This window comes from Bacillus cereus group sp. N11 (assembly GCF_016483605.1).
Taxonomy (GTDB): Bacteria; Bacillota; Bacilli; order Bacillales; family Bacillaceae_G; genus Bacillus_A; species Bacillus_A toyonensis.
This window is the reverse complement of sequence record NZ_JAEHBN010000001.1, coordinates 350,072-365,170: the sequence shown is the minus strand read 5'-3', so window position 1 is coordinate 365,170 and position 15,099 is coordinate 350,072. Positions and strand designations below refer to the sequence as shown.

The following is a 15,099-nucleotide window of genomic DNA, read 5'->3' as shown; positions in this document are numbered from 1 at the left end:
AGAGGAAATAATACAATTTTTAATACATAATCAAGCCTATAATAAAAACCGCTATAATTCTGAATGAATTTTTAGCGGTTTTTTTATTATCTTAAGCAAGTTTTTTACGTTTTTTTGTCCACTTTTTTATTACGAAATATAAAAGAATAAGTACGACGCCACCGATAGCGAATGATTTCACATACGGTCCAGCAATATCATTAATATTCTCCCAGTTTTCACCTAGTTTTTCACCTAAATAAATAAAAATAATAGACCAAGGGATGATTGCAAGTGCCGTTAACGTAGTGAAACGTAGTAATGGCATTTTTGTAATACCAGCAGGGATTGAAATCGCATGACGCACTACCGGAATGAAGCGAGCTGTGAAAATTACGCCAGTTCCGTAACGATTAAACCAATCTTCGGCAGCATCGATTTGTTTTTTATGAATGAAAATATATTTTCCGTAACGTTCTAATATAGGGCGTCCACCATATCGTCCAATCCAATAAATAAAGATTTGAGCAATAACGCCGCCAATAGTACCAAATACAACTGCACCTATAAATGAGATGCTACCATTGAATACTAAGTATCCTGCATAAGCGAGAACAATTTCGCTTGGAATAATCTCGATCATTAGTCCAAGCATAATGCCCCAATAACCTAATCCTTCAAAAAACGTTAATACTGAGTGAATAAAACTACTTAACATTGTTGCACCTTCTAATGTATGGATTTTTGAATGTATGTCCTTTTACTTAATGATATAAAAGGTTCACTATATGTAGATTATACCTTATTTATATAAGGGATTGCTATTTCAATTCTTTTATGTCTCGTATAAGTATTATAGAAAAGGATATAAGCCAAATTTTCATGCGGAAATAATGAAAAGTTCATTAAAAATTTCTCATATATTAATGAAAATAGACTGAAAATTAAGTATAATAATATAGGTTTTAATTTACAAAATAGGAGGAGAATGTATGCATGTTGCAGATCCAATTTATGGCCCAATCTCTATTCATGATATAGATATCCTTCAATTGATAGATACAAAAGCATTTCAAAGGTTGGCCTATATTAAACAACAAGGACATACTTATTTTTTACATGAGAACGCAATACATACGAGGGAAGAACATTCGATAGGTGTATATGTACTAGTAAATAAAGTGATCGAACACCTTACTGAGATTGGTGATATACATTTATCGAAATATGAACGAAAGCTAGTATCTACTGTAGCTCTTCTACATGATTTTGGACATGGTCCGTATTCACATTGTTTTCAGCAAATATCAGGTGAAGATCATGGTGAGTGGACGATACGAATCATTCAGGAGGATGAAAAAATACGCGCGATTTTAAACCAAACTCCTGGATTATTAGATGATGTAACGAAAGCTTTAACAGAAGATGGAGTTTTTCCAATTATAGATGAACTATTATTTAATTCATTAGGAATGGATCAATTAGATTTTTGGAATAGAGATTTATATTATTCCTCGCTTGAATTCGAGTGCTTACGAATAGAAGGATTGATTGCTAGTATGCGTTTTATTAACGGTAAACTTGTTATTGCAGAACAAGGAATCCCATACATTGAACAACTAATGAAAATGAAAGAAGGGCTTTACAATAATGGCTTTGGCCATCCGTTTGTAGTAGGGAAAGATTTATTGTTGCAATCCATATTTCAAAAGATAAAGGAGAAAAATCTTTCGTTCCATACTCCTGAGCTACAAAATTTCTTTTATAAAAGAAAGAAGATAGAGGACTTTCTTCCATTACAAGATGAAATGATTATAAATGAAATAAAGTGCTTTGCAAAATCAGATGACATAGAAATAGCAGCATTAATCTATCTTTATTTCTCAGCAACTAAAAGTTTGTCATTTGAAAAAGGAAAAGAGGGCGATTATAAAAAGGAAAATAGCACCGCAGTGGTAATAACTGAGAAAAAGGCTTACAGTTCATACGTAGGTGGTATTTATGTGTATAGTGAGGGGCAGCTAGATGACATTTTAGAAAAATCGAATTTTATTCAAGAGATAGTAAAATTGCCTAAAAAAGAATATGCGTATTTTTTTTAATTAGGTGTAGTAATTTGAAATGTAGATGAGGTGAAAATATGGATTGGCATGAACGTTTATTACAAATAGATGATTTATCAATTATATTAGAATGGTATAACAATGAAGAGTTACATAATATAGCAGATGTGAAATCATTTAAGCGATATACAATTGAAGAGCTTCGGCAGTATTGGACTGAAAAATTGTCGCGGTCTTATGCGAGCTATCATGTAATAGTAGTAGAAGATGAAGTAATAGGGAGAGTCGGATTAAAAAAGAAGAAATATGAAGATGCGTACGTGATGGAATACTCTATCCTCATTGGTGTTTCGAATTTATATTCAAAAGGGCTTGGAACGGAGATTACAAAGTATTTTATTAGTAAATCATTTTTAAATCCTGATATAGAAGCTGTTGTATTACAAGTTAGGGAAGATAATAAGAGGGCCATTCGTTGTTATGAGAAAGCTGGATTTAAAAAAGAAAAATCGTATATAGAGAATCAAGTGAAAGTGTATGATATGCACAGAGTTAAGAAAGAAGAAACAATATAGAAAAATACACGCAGTTAATTCGGAATATAATGTTAATTTAGGGGGATGAAATACATGAAACATAAAATTGCTGTACTGGCAGATGTACATGGAAATGCAACTGCTTTAAAAGCAGTTATCGAAGATTCTTTGAAAGAAGGTGTGACTGATTATTGGTTTTTAGGAGATTTAATTATGCCTGGTCCTGGATCGAATGATTTATTTGAAATGTTAGATAGTGTTAACGTTGATACTTATGTACAAGGAAACTGGGAAGATAGCTTTCTTGACGTTCTTAATAAAAACATTGATATTGATAACGCAACCGATATTTATGTTTCTAGATTAGTTCAGTATCAATGTGAAAACTTGGATAAAAACTATATTAATCATATTAAAAATTTACCATTACATATAACAAAACAGGTTAATGATTTATCAATAAGTATTAGTCATAATCTACAAAATAAAAATTACGGAGGGGATTTATGGCCCACTAATAATCAAGAACAGTTTGATCGGTTATTTGATTGTGATTATGATATTGCGATTTACGCTCATACCCACCATCAATTGTTGCGCTATAGTAGCAATGATCAATTAATTATTAACCCAGGAACAGTTGGACAACCTTTTTACAAGTGGAATAAGCTAAACTCTGACTTACGTGCTCAGTATGCAATTCTTGAAATTGATGAGGCAGGGATTACTGATGTGAGGTTTAAAAAGGTTTTTTACGATGTAGAAAAGGAATATAAAAATGCCACTAATAAAAATCTTCCTTATATTGATTTATACCGTGAGCTGCTAGAGACAGGAAAAACTCATACGCATGATATTGAATTATTACAAGAAATTAATGATAAATATAATTATAAAAATGAAGTAATTAAGTTTATCGAGAAAATCTGATAGGAATTTAATAGAAAGAAATGAACATTGTTGAATGTTAGGTTAGTAATGATTTTTACATAATCAAGAGCTATTGTAGAACGAAACTTAAATGTAAAATGATTTGTGTAGTTTATATTGATTGAAAACAAGCATCCCCCTGTCATATACGTAGGACAGGGGGATGCTTGTTTTTTACGGTTTCACATCTAAGTTTTGTAAAAATAACGTTGCTGTTACGTAACGTTTCGCTAACATTTGTACATATGCGGTATGTACAGAAAGGGTCGCAATAATAATAGCGTTACGAATTGCTTCGCGTTGTTCGTTATTAATTTGATCGAACTTGCTTGCGATTTTATCAGCTTTTTCTTTTACGATATTTTCAATTGTATGAACGGTATCTGTTGCATTTAATTGTAAGCAATTCCCTTGATTGAGTTCTTCAAATAGAGAAGAGTATGCTACATATAAATGAACAGGATTGATTAAATCATCACTTCGATCGGCTGGGTCATTTACAATAAGGCGTAATAGCTTACGAATGGATTCAAAATCAAGTGCTGTTTTTAAATCTTCGACAATAAATAGTAAGGCTGCTTGTTCAATTGAATATTTTTTCCCTTTTTGAGGAGAGCCAATCATTTCTTTTATATCTCGTTTCACCCAGTTTTGCATCGCAGTTACAGAGAAACTTGTGTTTTCAATCTGATTACCAAGTGCAACAATTTCATTTAAAGAAAAACCAACGTCCGTATCGTCAATCTTAATTAGTTTTTCGAAAATAGGTGAAAGTGCGGTAGTAATAAAAGCAGTTACGCTTTGTCCGCTTTCAATATCTTTTTTATGCGACTTTGCCCAAGCTTCTTGTAAAATACCGAGAGGTTTTTTCGTATTCCATCCTCTAAGTGATAGAAGGAGGGTTGCCATTTCGTTTCGTGTGAGATGAAATGTTTCCATCTTTTCACCTCCAAAATAATAAAAAGTTCTTATGAACTTATAATATGTTTTGTTTCATTTAAAGTCAATTCTGTTTTTGCTTAATTTTTCCTTTGTCATGAAACTGTAAGAAGTAAATAATACTTGCATATTTAGACAAAAGTTCATATAATAAGTTCATAAGAACCTTTAAAATGTTCTTAAAAACAAATCTATCATTCTAAATTTACAAGAAAGATAGATTTCACATATATCTATATAAAAGGAGAATGGATATAATATGTTGAAAAAACTTGTAGCAGTAATGACAGCATTCATGGTTATCTTTGGAGCTAGTAGCTTCATGTTTGTAGATCACGCAGCAGCGAAGAGTTACAAATCTGGTAAAAAATCATTTACACCAAGTTCAGGTCAAAAGTCAAAAGTTGATTTAAACAAAAAAGACTCAAACGTGAATTCTCAAAAAACGAATCCAGATTCAAAAACAAAAGCAGCAAACACAGCGCCAAAAAGTAATAAAGGAAGCTTTATGAAAGGTTTATTACTAGGTGGTCTTGGTGGTTTACTAATGGGTAGCTTATTTGCAAATATGGGAGCTCTTGGTTCTGTATTAGCGTTTATGGTAAATATGTTAGTAATGGCTGGTATCGTAATGTTAGCAGTTCGTGCATTTAAATACTTCAAAGATCAACGTAAGAAAAAGGCAGATGAAGTAGCATGGAAACAATAAAAATTTCTGAGCAAGAGCTTATAAATGCGCTTTGCGTATATATCGCTGAAAAAAGACAAGTGGGTCCAGAAGAAGTATTAGTTGAACTAATGTATGATGATGAGTATGGTTTCTCTGCTGAAGTAGAGGTAAATGGTCGTCAACAAATTTTAATTCAAGCGAACTTAATCGAGGCACTACGCTTATTACTTGACAGAGAATACAATGTCAATTCATTCGCAGCAAGATTACAACTTGAATTAGATGATGAAGAAGGCATTTATGCATTAGCGAAATTTAATAACTCGGATGAGTAGTGAAAAGAGCTGTTGAGAGTAATCTCAGCAGCTCTTTTTAGTATGTGCATATGTGGTGGAATAATCACGCCAAATTTCATTCATCTTTCGTCTACCAGCATCAATCATTGGATTAAACTGAATCGCAGCATGATGGCGTACGGTGTGAACATGTTGGATTGCTTGTTGTAAGTGTTGTTCAACTGAATTTGATTTTATATTAGCTTGTTTTACGATTGAATATCCAGCGACACTCCCTTGCGCCATCGCGATTTTCCCACTTTCAATCCCAGTAATATTTCCGGCTACAAATAAACCTGGAAGAGAGGTTTCCATTGTTTCGGAATGAAGAGGGACGTGTCCACCTAATTCTGGGATGTAATGGAAAGGGCATCCAGCTACAGCAGCAAGCTCAGCAAGCGGATATAAACCTCCAGCGATACAAACGAAATCTGCCTCATATATCTTCTCTGATCCATTCATAATGTTTCCTTTAGAATCAATAGTAGCAACACGAACACCTTCAACTTGATCTGTTCCAATAATTTCAAGTGCAGCTTTCCGAAGATGAAGTGGTGTCCCGTTTATTTTCATTCCGTTATTTGGATAGAAGTTTAAGCTGGCTTTTCGAATCCAATCATATTTCATAAAACGGCTACCTATACGCAAAAAAGCAGAAGGAGCGAGATGAGCTGCATTTAAAAGGGAGTTCAAAACTTCTTCTGGTTCACCAGCTTTTTGGCTTAACTCACTTTTTTCAGGAAGTACGATATGATCCACTTTAATTCCAGCTAATTGCAATTCATTTAAAATGGCGAATGATAAAATGTTAGCACCAATAATGATTCCTTTTTTTCCGACTTGCACGCGATGAACATTTGTCATAACTTGAGCCGCTCCAATTGACATAACTCCTGGAAGTGTCCAGCCAGGAAGGGGGATAGAATACTCCGCAGCGCCAGTAGCAATTAATACGAACGGAGCTTCTAACGTACCGATATTTGTATGTACGAACCAAGAACTATCATCTTTATCTAAATTATAGACGGAAACACCGCACCGAATATCGACTGACAGTGATTCGGCTTCTTCGTAAAGACGTTTTGCTTCTTTAATTCCGTTCCACCATTCTCCAGTAGGCTCTTGATGTAACTGTCCTAACAATCTCCCGCCAGGTTTCATAAATTCATCAATAACAAGTACGTTAAGTCCAAAACGTGCACAAGAGATGGAAGCTGATAATCCTGCCGGCCCTGCACCAATAATAATTACATCGATCATCGCTTTTTCACCATCTCTCTCACGATATTTGGATGCTGTTTTCCGCTTTCAACAATCATATCGTTTTCTACAACTGTTAAGCATGCGCGTACATTCGTTTGATTATTTACTGTCACACGGCATTCTGAACAATGACCGATATTACAATAAATACCTCGCGGGTTCCCGCTATCTTCATGTACGCGTAGCGTTCGTATTCCATTTGCTAGCAGGGCAGCAGCAATTGTTTCATGCTCATATGCTTCATATTGTTGCCCGTTAAATTGAAAAGTGATGCGCTGACTATTATGTAAACTACCTAAAATAGGGTGATGTGTAATTCTACTCATTTATTATCACCCACCGCTCCAAAGGTAACAGCACGTATTGGTGGTTGATATTTTAACGGTATTTCATTAGGAGTTACGTCAGGATTTGCACTTTCAATCATTCGATCTAACATCATTCTACATGTGCGGCCACCGCAAAATCCCATACCGGCACGTGTTCTTAGTTTTAATTCTCTTGCCGAGCATTTATATTCAGCAATTGTCGATTGAAGTTGTCCGTATGTAACCTCTTCACAACGACAAACAATTAAGTTCTCTTTATTCGTCATATGTATTCCTCCTCTAGTTCGGTTTGCACAAATTATAATGCAAAAACTATGCCAATATAGAGGAGTTAAGAATTATCCCGCATTAACGGGCAGTAAGACCCCACCGCAAAATCCAGCGAAAGTAAAGAAGTTAGGAGGGGGATCAACTGTCCGTAAAAGCCTGATTGGTGAGGGCTGATAATCAAGTGGGGATGAACAAAACCACCACTGATTAATGCTTCACTTTATTGTAACCCAAGTTTTTTTAAACGATTATATAAAGTGGCTCGCGTTACCCCAAGTTGTTTCGCACATTCTAATTTATTCCCCTTTAAAATGTGTAAAGCTCTTTCAATTACTTTTTTCTCATGCTCATCCATCTCTTCTTGTAAAGAAAGAATCGTATGATTATTGCTGAGTAATAGGGAATGAGACGTATGATTGTCTATAGTATCATTTGTATGAAATGGTAAATATTCTTGTTTTATAATACCGTCTGTCGCAAATACTACGAGTCTCTCAACTACATTTCGAAGTTCACGAATATTACCAGGCCAATCGTAATGAAGTAGTTCATGCATAATGCTTGAAGGTAAGTCACGAATAGGTCTGTTATAGTTAATCGAAAAATCGTTTAAGAAAGAGTATGTTAATTCAATAATATCTTCTCGTCTTTCTCGCAGCGGTGGAATCTGTAAGCTAACTACATTTAAACGATAGTATAAATCTTCTCGGAAAGTTCCTTTTCGCATTTCTTCTTGTAAATCACGATTTGTAGCAGCGATAATACGGAAATCAATATTTATTTCTTTCTCTCCACCAACTCGATAATACTTTCTTTCTTGCAATACACGTAAAAGTTTCACTTGCATATCGAGAGGCATTTCACCTATTTCATCAAGGAACAAAGTACCACCTTGAGCGAGCTCTATTTTACCTTTTTTTCCTTTACTATTCGCTCCAGAAAACGCCCCACGTTCATATCCGAATAATTCACTTTCAAATAAAGCTTCTGGAATTGCGCCGCAGTTAATTGAAATGAAAGGCGCCTTTGCTACCTCACTTGCTTCATGTATTGCTTTCGCAAATACTTCTTTTCCGACACCGCTTTCGCCGAGTATTAAAACGGTTGATTTCACTGAACAGACCTTTCTAGCTAATTGAATAGTCCTTTGTATAACAGGGCTTTTTCCATTCATCGCGAGGAAAGGATCGGATGTATCTTTATATTTTGCTACTTCTTGCTCTAATCGGTGCATTTCATGTGACATATTAAATAGTTTTTCATTCAATACAACTTGATTTGTCACATCTGTTTCTGAAACGACTGCTCCTATAATTTCATCGTTACAGTAAACGGGGTTTGAATTTATTAATACGAACAAATCAGGACGAGGCTGATGGAATTGAGCGATTATACTTTTTCCGTCATGCAATGATTGCAAGATTTCCAAGTCTTTATAATCAAAAAAACGAGTAATTGGTTGTCCAATAATTTCATTATGATTAACCGAAAAGATTTTTTCAGCACCATCTGTCCACGTACGGACACATTCTTTTTCATCAATGACTGTAACAGAAGAATCAGTCGTTTGAATTACAGTGTTATAAAAAGATTGTAGCTCAGTGTAAGACTTATAAAGAAACGGAATCATTTGCTGAGCCGTTATACAACATATTGGCTCTTCGTTTTTGTTAATGATGACAACGGCTAATGCATGTGAAAGTGCATCAATTAAAGTAGTGAACGAGTCGTCCTCATATATATAGCCGCAACTATATTCTTCTGTAGTAGAAGGGAGGTAATAAAATGTCCCATCTACTTTGTTAATGTGTTTCATGCTACTTGTACAATCGATAGACAAAATTTTCATAAACTCTTTGATTGTTGGAAATGAAAATGTCATAGCGTCCTCCTGATATGTATAAAAATTTAGACAGTGATAAAAAAATAATACACCTATTTACGATAAATTTAAAATATTTTTACAAATAAAAATATTATTTATAAAAAGTGTATATATGTAGAGTTGGCACGTCAATTGCATAAAAGAAAATGAGAGATGTAAGTGAAAGGAGGGGTGTTTTGTGAGGCACTGTGACGTTTTAATAATAGGTGGTGGAATTATAGGATGTTCTATTGCATATTACACTTCAAAATACGGAAGAGACGTAACAATCATTGAAAAAGGTGAGTTTGTCAGTGGGACGTCTTCACGGTGTGACGGAAACATTTTGGCGATTGATAAAGACCCAGGGTTTGATAGTCAAATGTCATTAGTAAGTCAAAAATTAGTAACAGATTTAAGTGAGGAGTTGGAGCACTCATTTGAATATAGGGCGCCAGGAAGTATTCTAGTCTGTGAATCAGACGAAGAGATGGAGGCAGCGCAGCAATGGGTGAATCGTCAAAAAGATGCTGGGTTACCGTTTCGAATGCTTGATAGGCAAGATATAAGAGAGGAATCACCATTTTTTGCGGATGATTTATTGGGTGGTTTAGAATGCGCAACTGATTCTACTGTAAATCCATATCTCCTTGCATTTTCACTTTTAGCAGAGTCGAAAAAAATGGGTACGAAAGCGATTAATCATACAGAAGTAAAAGAAATGAAAAGAGATATAGACGGCTCCTTTATTGTAGAAACGACAAATGGGACGTTTACTGCGAAGCAAATTGTGAACGCAGCCGGTGTGTGGGCTCCTAAAATCGGGCAGATGTTAGATGTAAATATTCCAATCGAACCGAGAAAAGGGCATATTATTGTAGCCTCAAGGCAACAACATGTAGGTTGCCGTAAAGTAATGGAATTTGGTTATTTAATTTCTAAATTTGGCGGAAAACGAAAAGTGGATGCTTTAACTGAAAAATACGGGGTAGCTCTTGTATTTGAACCGACAGAAAGCCAAAATTTTTTAATTGGTAGTAGTCGAGAGTTTGTAGGATTTCATACGAGAATTAACAACGAGGTTATTAAATGCATTGCGAACAGAGCAATTCGTTTTTATCCGAAAATGGCAGATATGATGGTGATTCGTTCATATGCCGGCTTACGTCCGTGGACAGAAGATCATTTGCCAATTATTTCACGAGTGGATCATATTCCAAATTATTATATTGCAGCTGGACATGAAGGTGATGGAATTAGTCTTGCGGCAGTTACTGGGAAAGTGATTGAAGAGTTATTAAATGAAAAAGAAACAATTATTCCTATTGAACCACTTCGTTTGAGTCGTTTTACAGAAAGGGTGTTAAACGGATGAGGTCACAAAAAGTCTTTACGACGATTGATACACATACGGGCGGGAATCCAACGAGGACATTAATTAGCGGACTTCCTAAGTTAATTGGAGAGACGATGGCAGAGAAGATGTTACATATGAAAAAGGAATATGACTGGATTCGCAAATTGTTAATGAATGAGCCGCGTGGTCATGATGTAATGTCTGGAGCATTGTTAACAGATCCGTGTCATCCTGAAGCTGATATAGGCGTTATATACATAGAGACAGGTGGATATTTACCGATGTGTGGTCACGATACAATTGGTGTGTGTACAGCTTTAATTGAATCAGGTTTAATTCCAATAGTTGAACCGATTACTTCTTTAAAGCTTGATACACCAGCCGGCTTAGTTGAAGTGGATATTACTGTTCAAAATGGAAAGGCGAAAGAAGTTTCATTCTGTAACATACCAGCTTTTTTACTGAAAAATATTACTGTACAAGTCGAAGGAATTGGAACTGTAGAGGCTGACATTGCGTATGGAGGGAATTTTTATGCCATTATCGATGCGAAGTCAGTAGGTTTAGAGTTAGTACCAGAAAATGCATCCATAATTATTGATAAGGCGATTCATATTCGAAACACAATAAATGAGAAGTTTGAAATTATTCATCCAGAGTATTCGTTTATAAAAGGATTAACACATGTTGAATTTTATACAGATCCTACTCATAAAAGTGCGCATGTGAAAAATACAGTTGTTGTTCCGCCAGGAGGAATTGATCGATCTCCATGTGGTACAGGAACATCAGCGAAGTTAGCTGTATTATACGCTCATAAAAAAATCGACATCGATGAAGAATTTGTTCATGAGAGTATTGTAGGTTCACTATTTAAAGGATGTGTCATGAATACAACATATGTAGAAAATATTGAAGCGGTAGTAACAAAGATTACCGGCTCAGCTTGGCTTATGGGGATGCATAGATTTTTCTACAATGAAAAGGATCCACTGAAAGAAGGCTTTTTGCTAATTCCGCCGATGGAACATGAAACGGAGGATGTAAAATGAACATTCAAAAAATGTATACAGCAGTAGATGTGCACGTAGCTGGCGAAGCGTTTCGTGTAATAAAGGACGTACCATGCAAATACTACTACAGTTTAGAACATTTAAATGAACAATTTTCAGGCGAATTAGCAGAAGAAATGCAGCTTTTATTAAATGAACCACGTGGTTTTATTGGGTTAAATGGATGTATTGTCGTTCCTTCTATTCATAAGGAAGTGGATGCAGCTGTGTTATTTTTTAATCATGAAGGAACCATTCCTCTTCATTATGGAGGTATTGTCGCAGTAATAACGATGTTACTAGAAAGTGGATATTTAAAAAAGAGAGAGTCTAATCAATACAAAATTGAAACACTATCTGGAATATTTTCAGTCCATGCCTATGTAGTGGATGATGAAGTGATATCGGTGTCGTTTGAAAGTAAACTATGTTATATGGTTGAGAAAGATTTGAAGATTGGTAATATACGTTACTCTCTTATACAGGCTGATAAAGTATATGCAGTTGTAGAAAAGGATACGTATTCACCAGAAATTGGTATTAAAAATATTTCTGAATTAAAGAAATGGGGGGAAGCTACACTTCAAGCGATACAAAAACAGTCGCTTATAAAAAGACTTATTTTAGTAGATTCTTCGCAAACAGAAGAGAAACATATAAAGTCGATTACATTTCATGAAGATAACTTTATTGTCCGTTCTCCGGGCTTTGTTTCTACTATTGTGTCCTATGTACATGCGTTATTTAATAATGAGTATATAACGGATAAACCTTTTAAAAATGAAAGCATATTTAATAGCTTTATAACAGTAGAAAAAGTGAAGAAAGAAGAACTAGGATATATTTTCCGTTTTGAGAGTAGAGGTTTTATTACAGGGATGCAGACGTTTCTATTAGACCCTACTGATCCATTTCCAACAGGTTTTTTATTAAAATAAAATGTTAAAGGGAGAGATAAATATGCAAAAAATTAAAGGGGCATTTCCAGTATTAATAACACCAATGGATGAATTTCAAGAGATTGATTGGAAAGGTGTAAAACAAAACGTAAACTACTTTATTGAGCAAAAGATAGCTGGAATTATTATTAATGGAAGTACAGGGGAGTTTGTTAGTTTATCAAAAGAAGAACGATTTAACATGGTAGAAACAGTATTAAAAGAAGTCGATGGCCGTATTCCAGTCATTGTTGGAACTGCAGCAGAAACGACGAAAGAAACGATTGAATATACGAAACATGCAGAAGCACACGGAGCGGATTGCGCATTAATTATAAACTCTTACTATTGTAAACCGAAGGAAGAGGAAATTTATTTTCATTTTAAAGAAATCTCAAACGCTGTAAATATACCAATTATGTTATACAATAATCCATTTACTTCTGGTGTTGATATGAGTACAGAGTTAATGCTTCGAATTGGAAAAGAGTGTGAAAATGTTACACATATTAAAGAGTCTAGTGGAGATATTCGTAAAGCAAGAGATTTAGTAAGACAAGGCGAAGGTGCTTTTCAAGTTTTCTGCGGATCTGAAGATTTAGTTATGGAGTCTTATCTAGTTGGTGCCTCGGGATGGGTTTCAGTTGCAGGAAATATCGTACCAGGACTCGTTACGAAAATGTATGAGCATTTTCAAAATGGTGAATTAGAAAAAGCATGGGAGATAAACGATGCGATTTTACCTCTTTGTGAATTTCTTGAAGGATCAGGGAAATATGTACAAATTGTTAAACGGTCAATGGAATTACACGGGCAAGTTGGAGGACCTTCTCGTTATCCGAGATTAGGATTAACTGAAGTAGAAGATCAAAAGCTTCAAACGATATTATCCGAAATCGCAGCTCATGCAGCTGTTTAAATAGGGAGGCGTGTATATATGTTAACGACAAACATTGAGCTAAAACCAAAAGTAAAAGCGTTTTTAAATGAAGAGATTAGAATGTTTATTAATGGTGAATTTGTTCCTTCTATTAGCGGGAAGACGTTTGAAACATATAATCCAGCAACAGAGGATGTTCTAGCTGTCGTATGTGAAGCACAAGAAGAAGATATTGATGTCGCAGTAAAAGCTGCGAGATTGGCCTTTGAATCAGGCCCTTGGACAGAAATGACTACTGCTGAAAGAGCACATCTTATATATAAACTAGCGGATTTAATTGAAGAACATAAAGAAGAATTAGCACAGCTAGAAGCATTAGATAATGGAAAACCATATCAAGTAGCACTTGAAGATGATATTGCAGCGACGGTTGAAAACTACCGTTATTATGCAGGTTGGGCTACAAAAATTATCGGACAAACAATTCCGATTTCAAAAGATTACTTAAATTACACACGCCATGAACCAGTTGGTGTTGTAGGTCAAATTATTCCGTGGAATTTTCCGCTCGTTATGTCTTCTTGGAAAATGGGAGCTGCACTTGCAACTGGTTGTACGATTGTATTAAAACCTGCAGAACAAACACCTTTATCGTTGCTATATACAGCAAAACTTTTTAAAGAAGCTGGTTTTCCAAACGGTGTTGTAAACTTTGTACCAGGTTTTGGCCCTGAAGCAGGAGCTGCGATAGTGAATCATCATGATATTAATAAAGTTGCTTTTACAGGATCCACTGTTACGGGAAAATATATTATGCGTCAATCTGCAGAAACAATTAAACATGTAACGTTAGAGCTTGGTGGTAAGTCACCAAATATCATTTTAGAAGATGCTGATTTAGAAGAAGCGATTAATGGTGCATTCCAAGGGATTATGTATAATCATGGCCAAAATTGTAGTGCGGGATCCCGCGTATTCGTTCATCGGAAGCATTATGAAACGGTAGTAGAAGAGTTAGTAAAAAGGGCAAATAATATTAAACTTGGAGCTGGGATGGAAACTGATACAGAAATGGGGCCACTCGTATCTAAAAAACAACAAGAGCGTGTGCTGCATTATATTGAACAAGGAAAGAAGGAAGGTGCTACTGTTGCAGCTGGTGGTGAACGTGCATTTGAAAAAGGCTATTTTGTTCAGCCAACCGTATTCACAAATGTTACTGATGATATGACAATTGTTAAGGAAGAAATCTTTGGACCGGTTGTCGTTGTACTTCCATTCGATTCAACAGAAGAGGTAATCGAAAGGGCAAATCACTCTTCATATGGACTTGCAGCAGGCGTATGGACACAAAATATTAAAACAGGACATCAAGTTGCCAATAAATTAAAGGCAGGAACAGTATGGATTAATGATTATAACTTAGAAAATGCAGCTGCACCATTTGGTGGATATAAGCAATCTGGTATTGGGCGCGAACTAGGTTCCTATGCGCTTGATAATTATACAGAAGTGAAGAGCGTTTGGGTAAATATTAAGTGAAAAACTAGTTTGTGAGAGTCTTGCAGACGATGAATAGTGAGATAAAAGAATGATGAAATAGTATGAGAAGCGGACAACTGGAATGTGGGATAAAGGTTGTCCGTTTTCTTATATGAAAATTACTTTTTCAAAAGAATGATAAGGGGGATTTG

General features: G+C 35.2%; 16 protein-coding genes. 10 read left to right on the top strand and 6 right to left on the bottom strand.

What is annotated here, in order from left to right:
• Positions 1 to 91 precede the first annotated feature (91 nt).
• Positions 92 to 697, bottom strand: coding sequence for an undecaprenyl phosphate transporter UptA (uptA, locus tag JDS98_RS01915; RefSeq protein ID WP_000952907.1), 606 nt, complete (start codon positions 695 to 697; stop codon positions 92 to 94).
• Positions 698 to 971: 274 nt separating this feature from the next.
• Here uptA and JDS98_RS01910 point away from each other — a divergent pair, with 274 nt between their 5' ends.
• Genes JDS98_RS01910 through JDS98_RS01900 form a run of 3 tightly spaced genes read left to right on the top strand, consistent with a single transcriptional unit; the run spans position 972 to position 3,508 of the window.
• Positions 972 to 2,081, top strand: a complete 1,110-nt coding sequence (locus JDS98_RS01910) for an HD domain-containing protein (RefSeq protein ID WP_199633484.1) — start codon at positions 972 to 974, stop codon at positions 2,079 to 2,081.
• 38 nt (positions 2,082 to 2,119) lie between these two features.
• Positions 2,120 to 2,617, top strand: a complete 498-nt coding sequence (locus tag JDS98_RS01905) for a GNAT family N-acetyltransferase (RefSeq protein WP_199632165.1) — start codon at positions 2,120 to 2,122, stop codon at positions 2,615 to 2,617.
• Between the two features lie 54 nt (positions 2,618 to 2,671).
• Positions 2,672 to 3,508 carry a metallophosphoesterase family protein gene (locus tag JDS98_RS01900; RefSeq protein WP_000680864.1) on the top strand — a complete coding sequence of 279 codons (837 nt, stop codon included), beginning with the start codon at positions 2,672 to 2,674 and terminating at the stop codon, positions 3,506 to 3,508.
• A 174-nt stretch (positions 3,509 to 3,682) separates the two neighbouring features.
• Here JDS98_RS01900 and JDS98_RS01895 read toward each other — a convergent pair whose 3' ends face one another.
• Positions 3,683 to 4,447: a DUF1836 domain-containing protein gene (locus tag JDS98_RS01895; RefSeq protein WP_000447231.1), complete on the bottom strand. Its 765-nt coding sequence runs from the start codon at positions 4,445 to 4,447 to the stop codon at positions 3,683 to 3,685.
• A 259-nt stretch (positions 4,448 to 4,706) separates the two neighbouring features.
• On the opposite strand from JDS98_RS01895, the gene JDS98_RS01890 reads away from it, so the two are divergent.
• Together JDS98_RS01890 and JDS98_RS01885 are read left to right on the top strand one after the other, a co-directional pair.
• Positions 4,707 to 5,156: a hypothetical protein gene (locus JDS98_RS01890; protein ID WP_000914475.1), complete on the top strand. Its 450-nt coding sequence runs from the start codon at positions 4,707 to 4,709 to the stop codon at positions 5,154 to 5,156.
• The gene (locus JDS98_RS01885; RefSeq protein ID WP_000447764.1) at positions 5,144 to 5,452 is read left to right on the top strand and encodes a YxcD family protein; all 309 of its coding nucleotides are present in this window, start codon (positions 5,144 to 5,146) and stop codon (positions 5,450 to 5,452) included. The genes JDS98_RS01890 and JDS98_RS01885 overlap by 13 nt, the downstream gene beginning before the upstream one ends.
• Before the next feature lie 24 nt (positions 5,453 to 5,476).
• On the opposite strand, the gene JDS98_RS01880 is transcribed toward JDS98_RS01885, so the two are convergent.
• The 4 genes from JDS98_RS01880 to JDS98_RS01865 form a co-directional block, all read right to left on the bottom strand.
• The gene (locus tag JDS98_RS01880) at positions 5,477 to 6,712 is read right to left on the bottom strand and encodes an NAD(P)/FAD-dependent oxidoreductase (RefSeq protein WP_000567616.1); all 1,236 of its coding nucleotides are present in this window, start codon (positions 6,710 to 6,712) and stop codon (positions 5,477 to 5,479) included.
• Positions 6,709 to 7,041, bottom strand: a complete 333-nt coding sequence (locus JDS98_RS01875; RefSeq protein ID WP_000087053.1) for a (2Fe-2S)-binding protein — start codon at positions 7,039 to 7,041, stop codon at positions 6,709 to 6,711. Before JDS98_RS01875 ends, JDS98_RS01880 begins: the two co-directional genes overlap by 4 nt.
• Positions 7,038 to 7,310, bottom strand: a complete 273-nt coding sequence (locus JDS98_RS01870) for a (2Fe-2S)-binding protein (protein WP_000182286.1) — start codon at positions 7,308 to 7,310, stop codon at positions 7,038 to 7,040. The genes JDS98_RS01875 and JDS98_RS01870 overlap by 4 nt, the downstream gene beginning before the upstream one ends.
• A 224-nt stretch (positions 7,311 to 7,534) precedes the next feature.
• The gene (locus tag JDS98_RS01865) at positions 7,535 to 9,196 is read right to left on the bottom strand and encodes a sigma-54 interaction domain-containing protein (protein WP_199632168.1); all 1,662 of its coding nucleotides are present in this window, start codon (positions 9,194 to 9,196) and stop codon (positions 7,535 to 7,537) included.
• A 181-nt stretch (positions 9,197 to 9,377) separates the two neighbouring features.
• Here JDS98_RS01865 and JDS98_RS01860 point away from each other — a divergent pair, with 181 nt between their 5' ends.
• From JDS98_RS01860 to JDS98_RS01840, 5 genes are read left to right on the top strand one after another with little or no spacing between them, the layout of a single operon-like run.
• A complete protein-coding gene (locus tag JDS98_RS01860) occupies positions 9,378 to 10,553 on the top strand; it encodes an NAD(P)/FAD-dependent oxidoreductase (RefSeq protein ID WP_199633483.1) in 1,176 nt (391 codons plus the stop codon).
• Entirely contained in the window at positions 10,550 to 11,587 is a 1,038-nt protein-coding gene (locus JDS98_RS01855) for a proline racemase family protein (RefSeq protein WP_016108577.1), read from the top strand. The genes JDS98_RS01860 and JDS98_RS01855 overlap by 4 nt, the downstream gene beginning before the upstream one ends.
• Positions 11,584 to 12,525, top strand: a complete 942-nt coding sequence (locus JDS98_RS01850) for a proline racemase family protein (RefSeq protein ID WP_087969898.1) — start codon at positions 11,584 to 11,586, stop codon at positions 12,523 to 12,525. Before JDS98_RS01855 ends, JDS98_RS01850 begins: the two co-directional genes overlap by 4 nt.
• Positions 12,526 to 12,547: 22 nt before the next feature.
• Positions 12,548 to 13,444: a 4-hydroxy-tetrahydrodipicolinate synthase gene (gene dapA / locus JDS98_RS01845; protein ID WP_098711346.1), complete on the top strand. Its 897-nt coding sequence runs from the start codon at positions 12,548 to 12,550 to the stop codon at positions 13,442 to 13,444.
• 18 nt (positions 13,445 to 13,462) lie between these two features.
• The gene (locus JDS98_RS01840; protein ID WP_098711345.1) at positions 13,463 to 14,947 is read left to right on the top strand and encodes an aldehyde dehydrogenase family protein; all 1,485 of its coding nucleotides are present in this window, start codon (positions 13,463 to 13,465) and stop codon (positions 14,945 to 14,947) included.
• Positions 14,948 to 15,099: the final 152 nt, after the last annotated feature.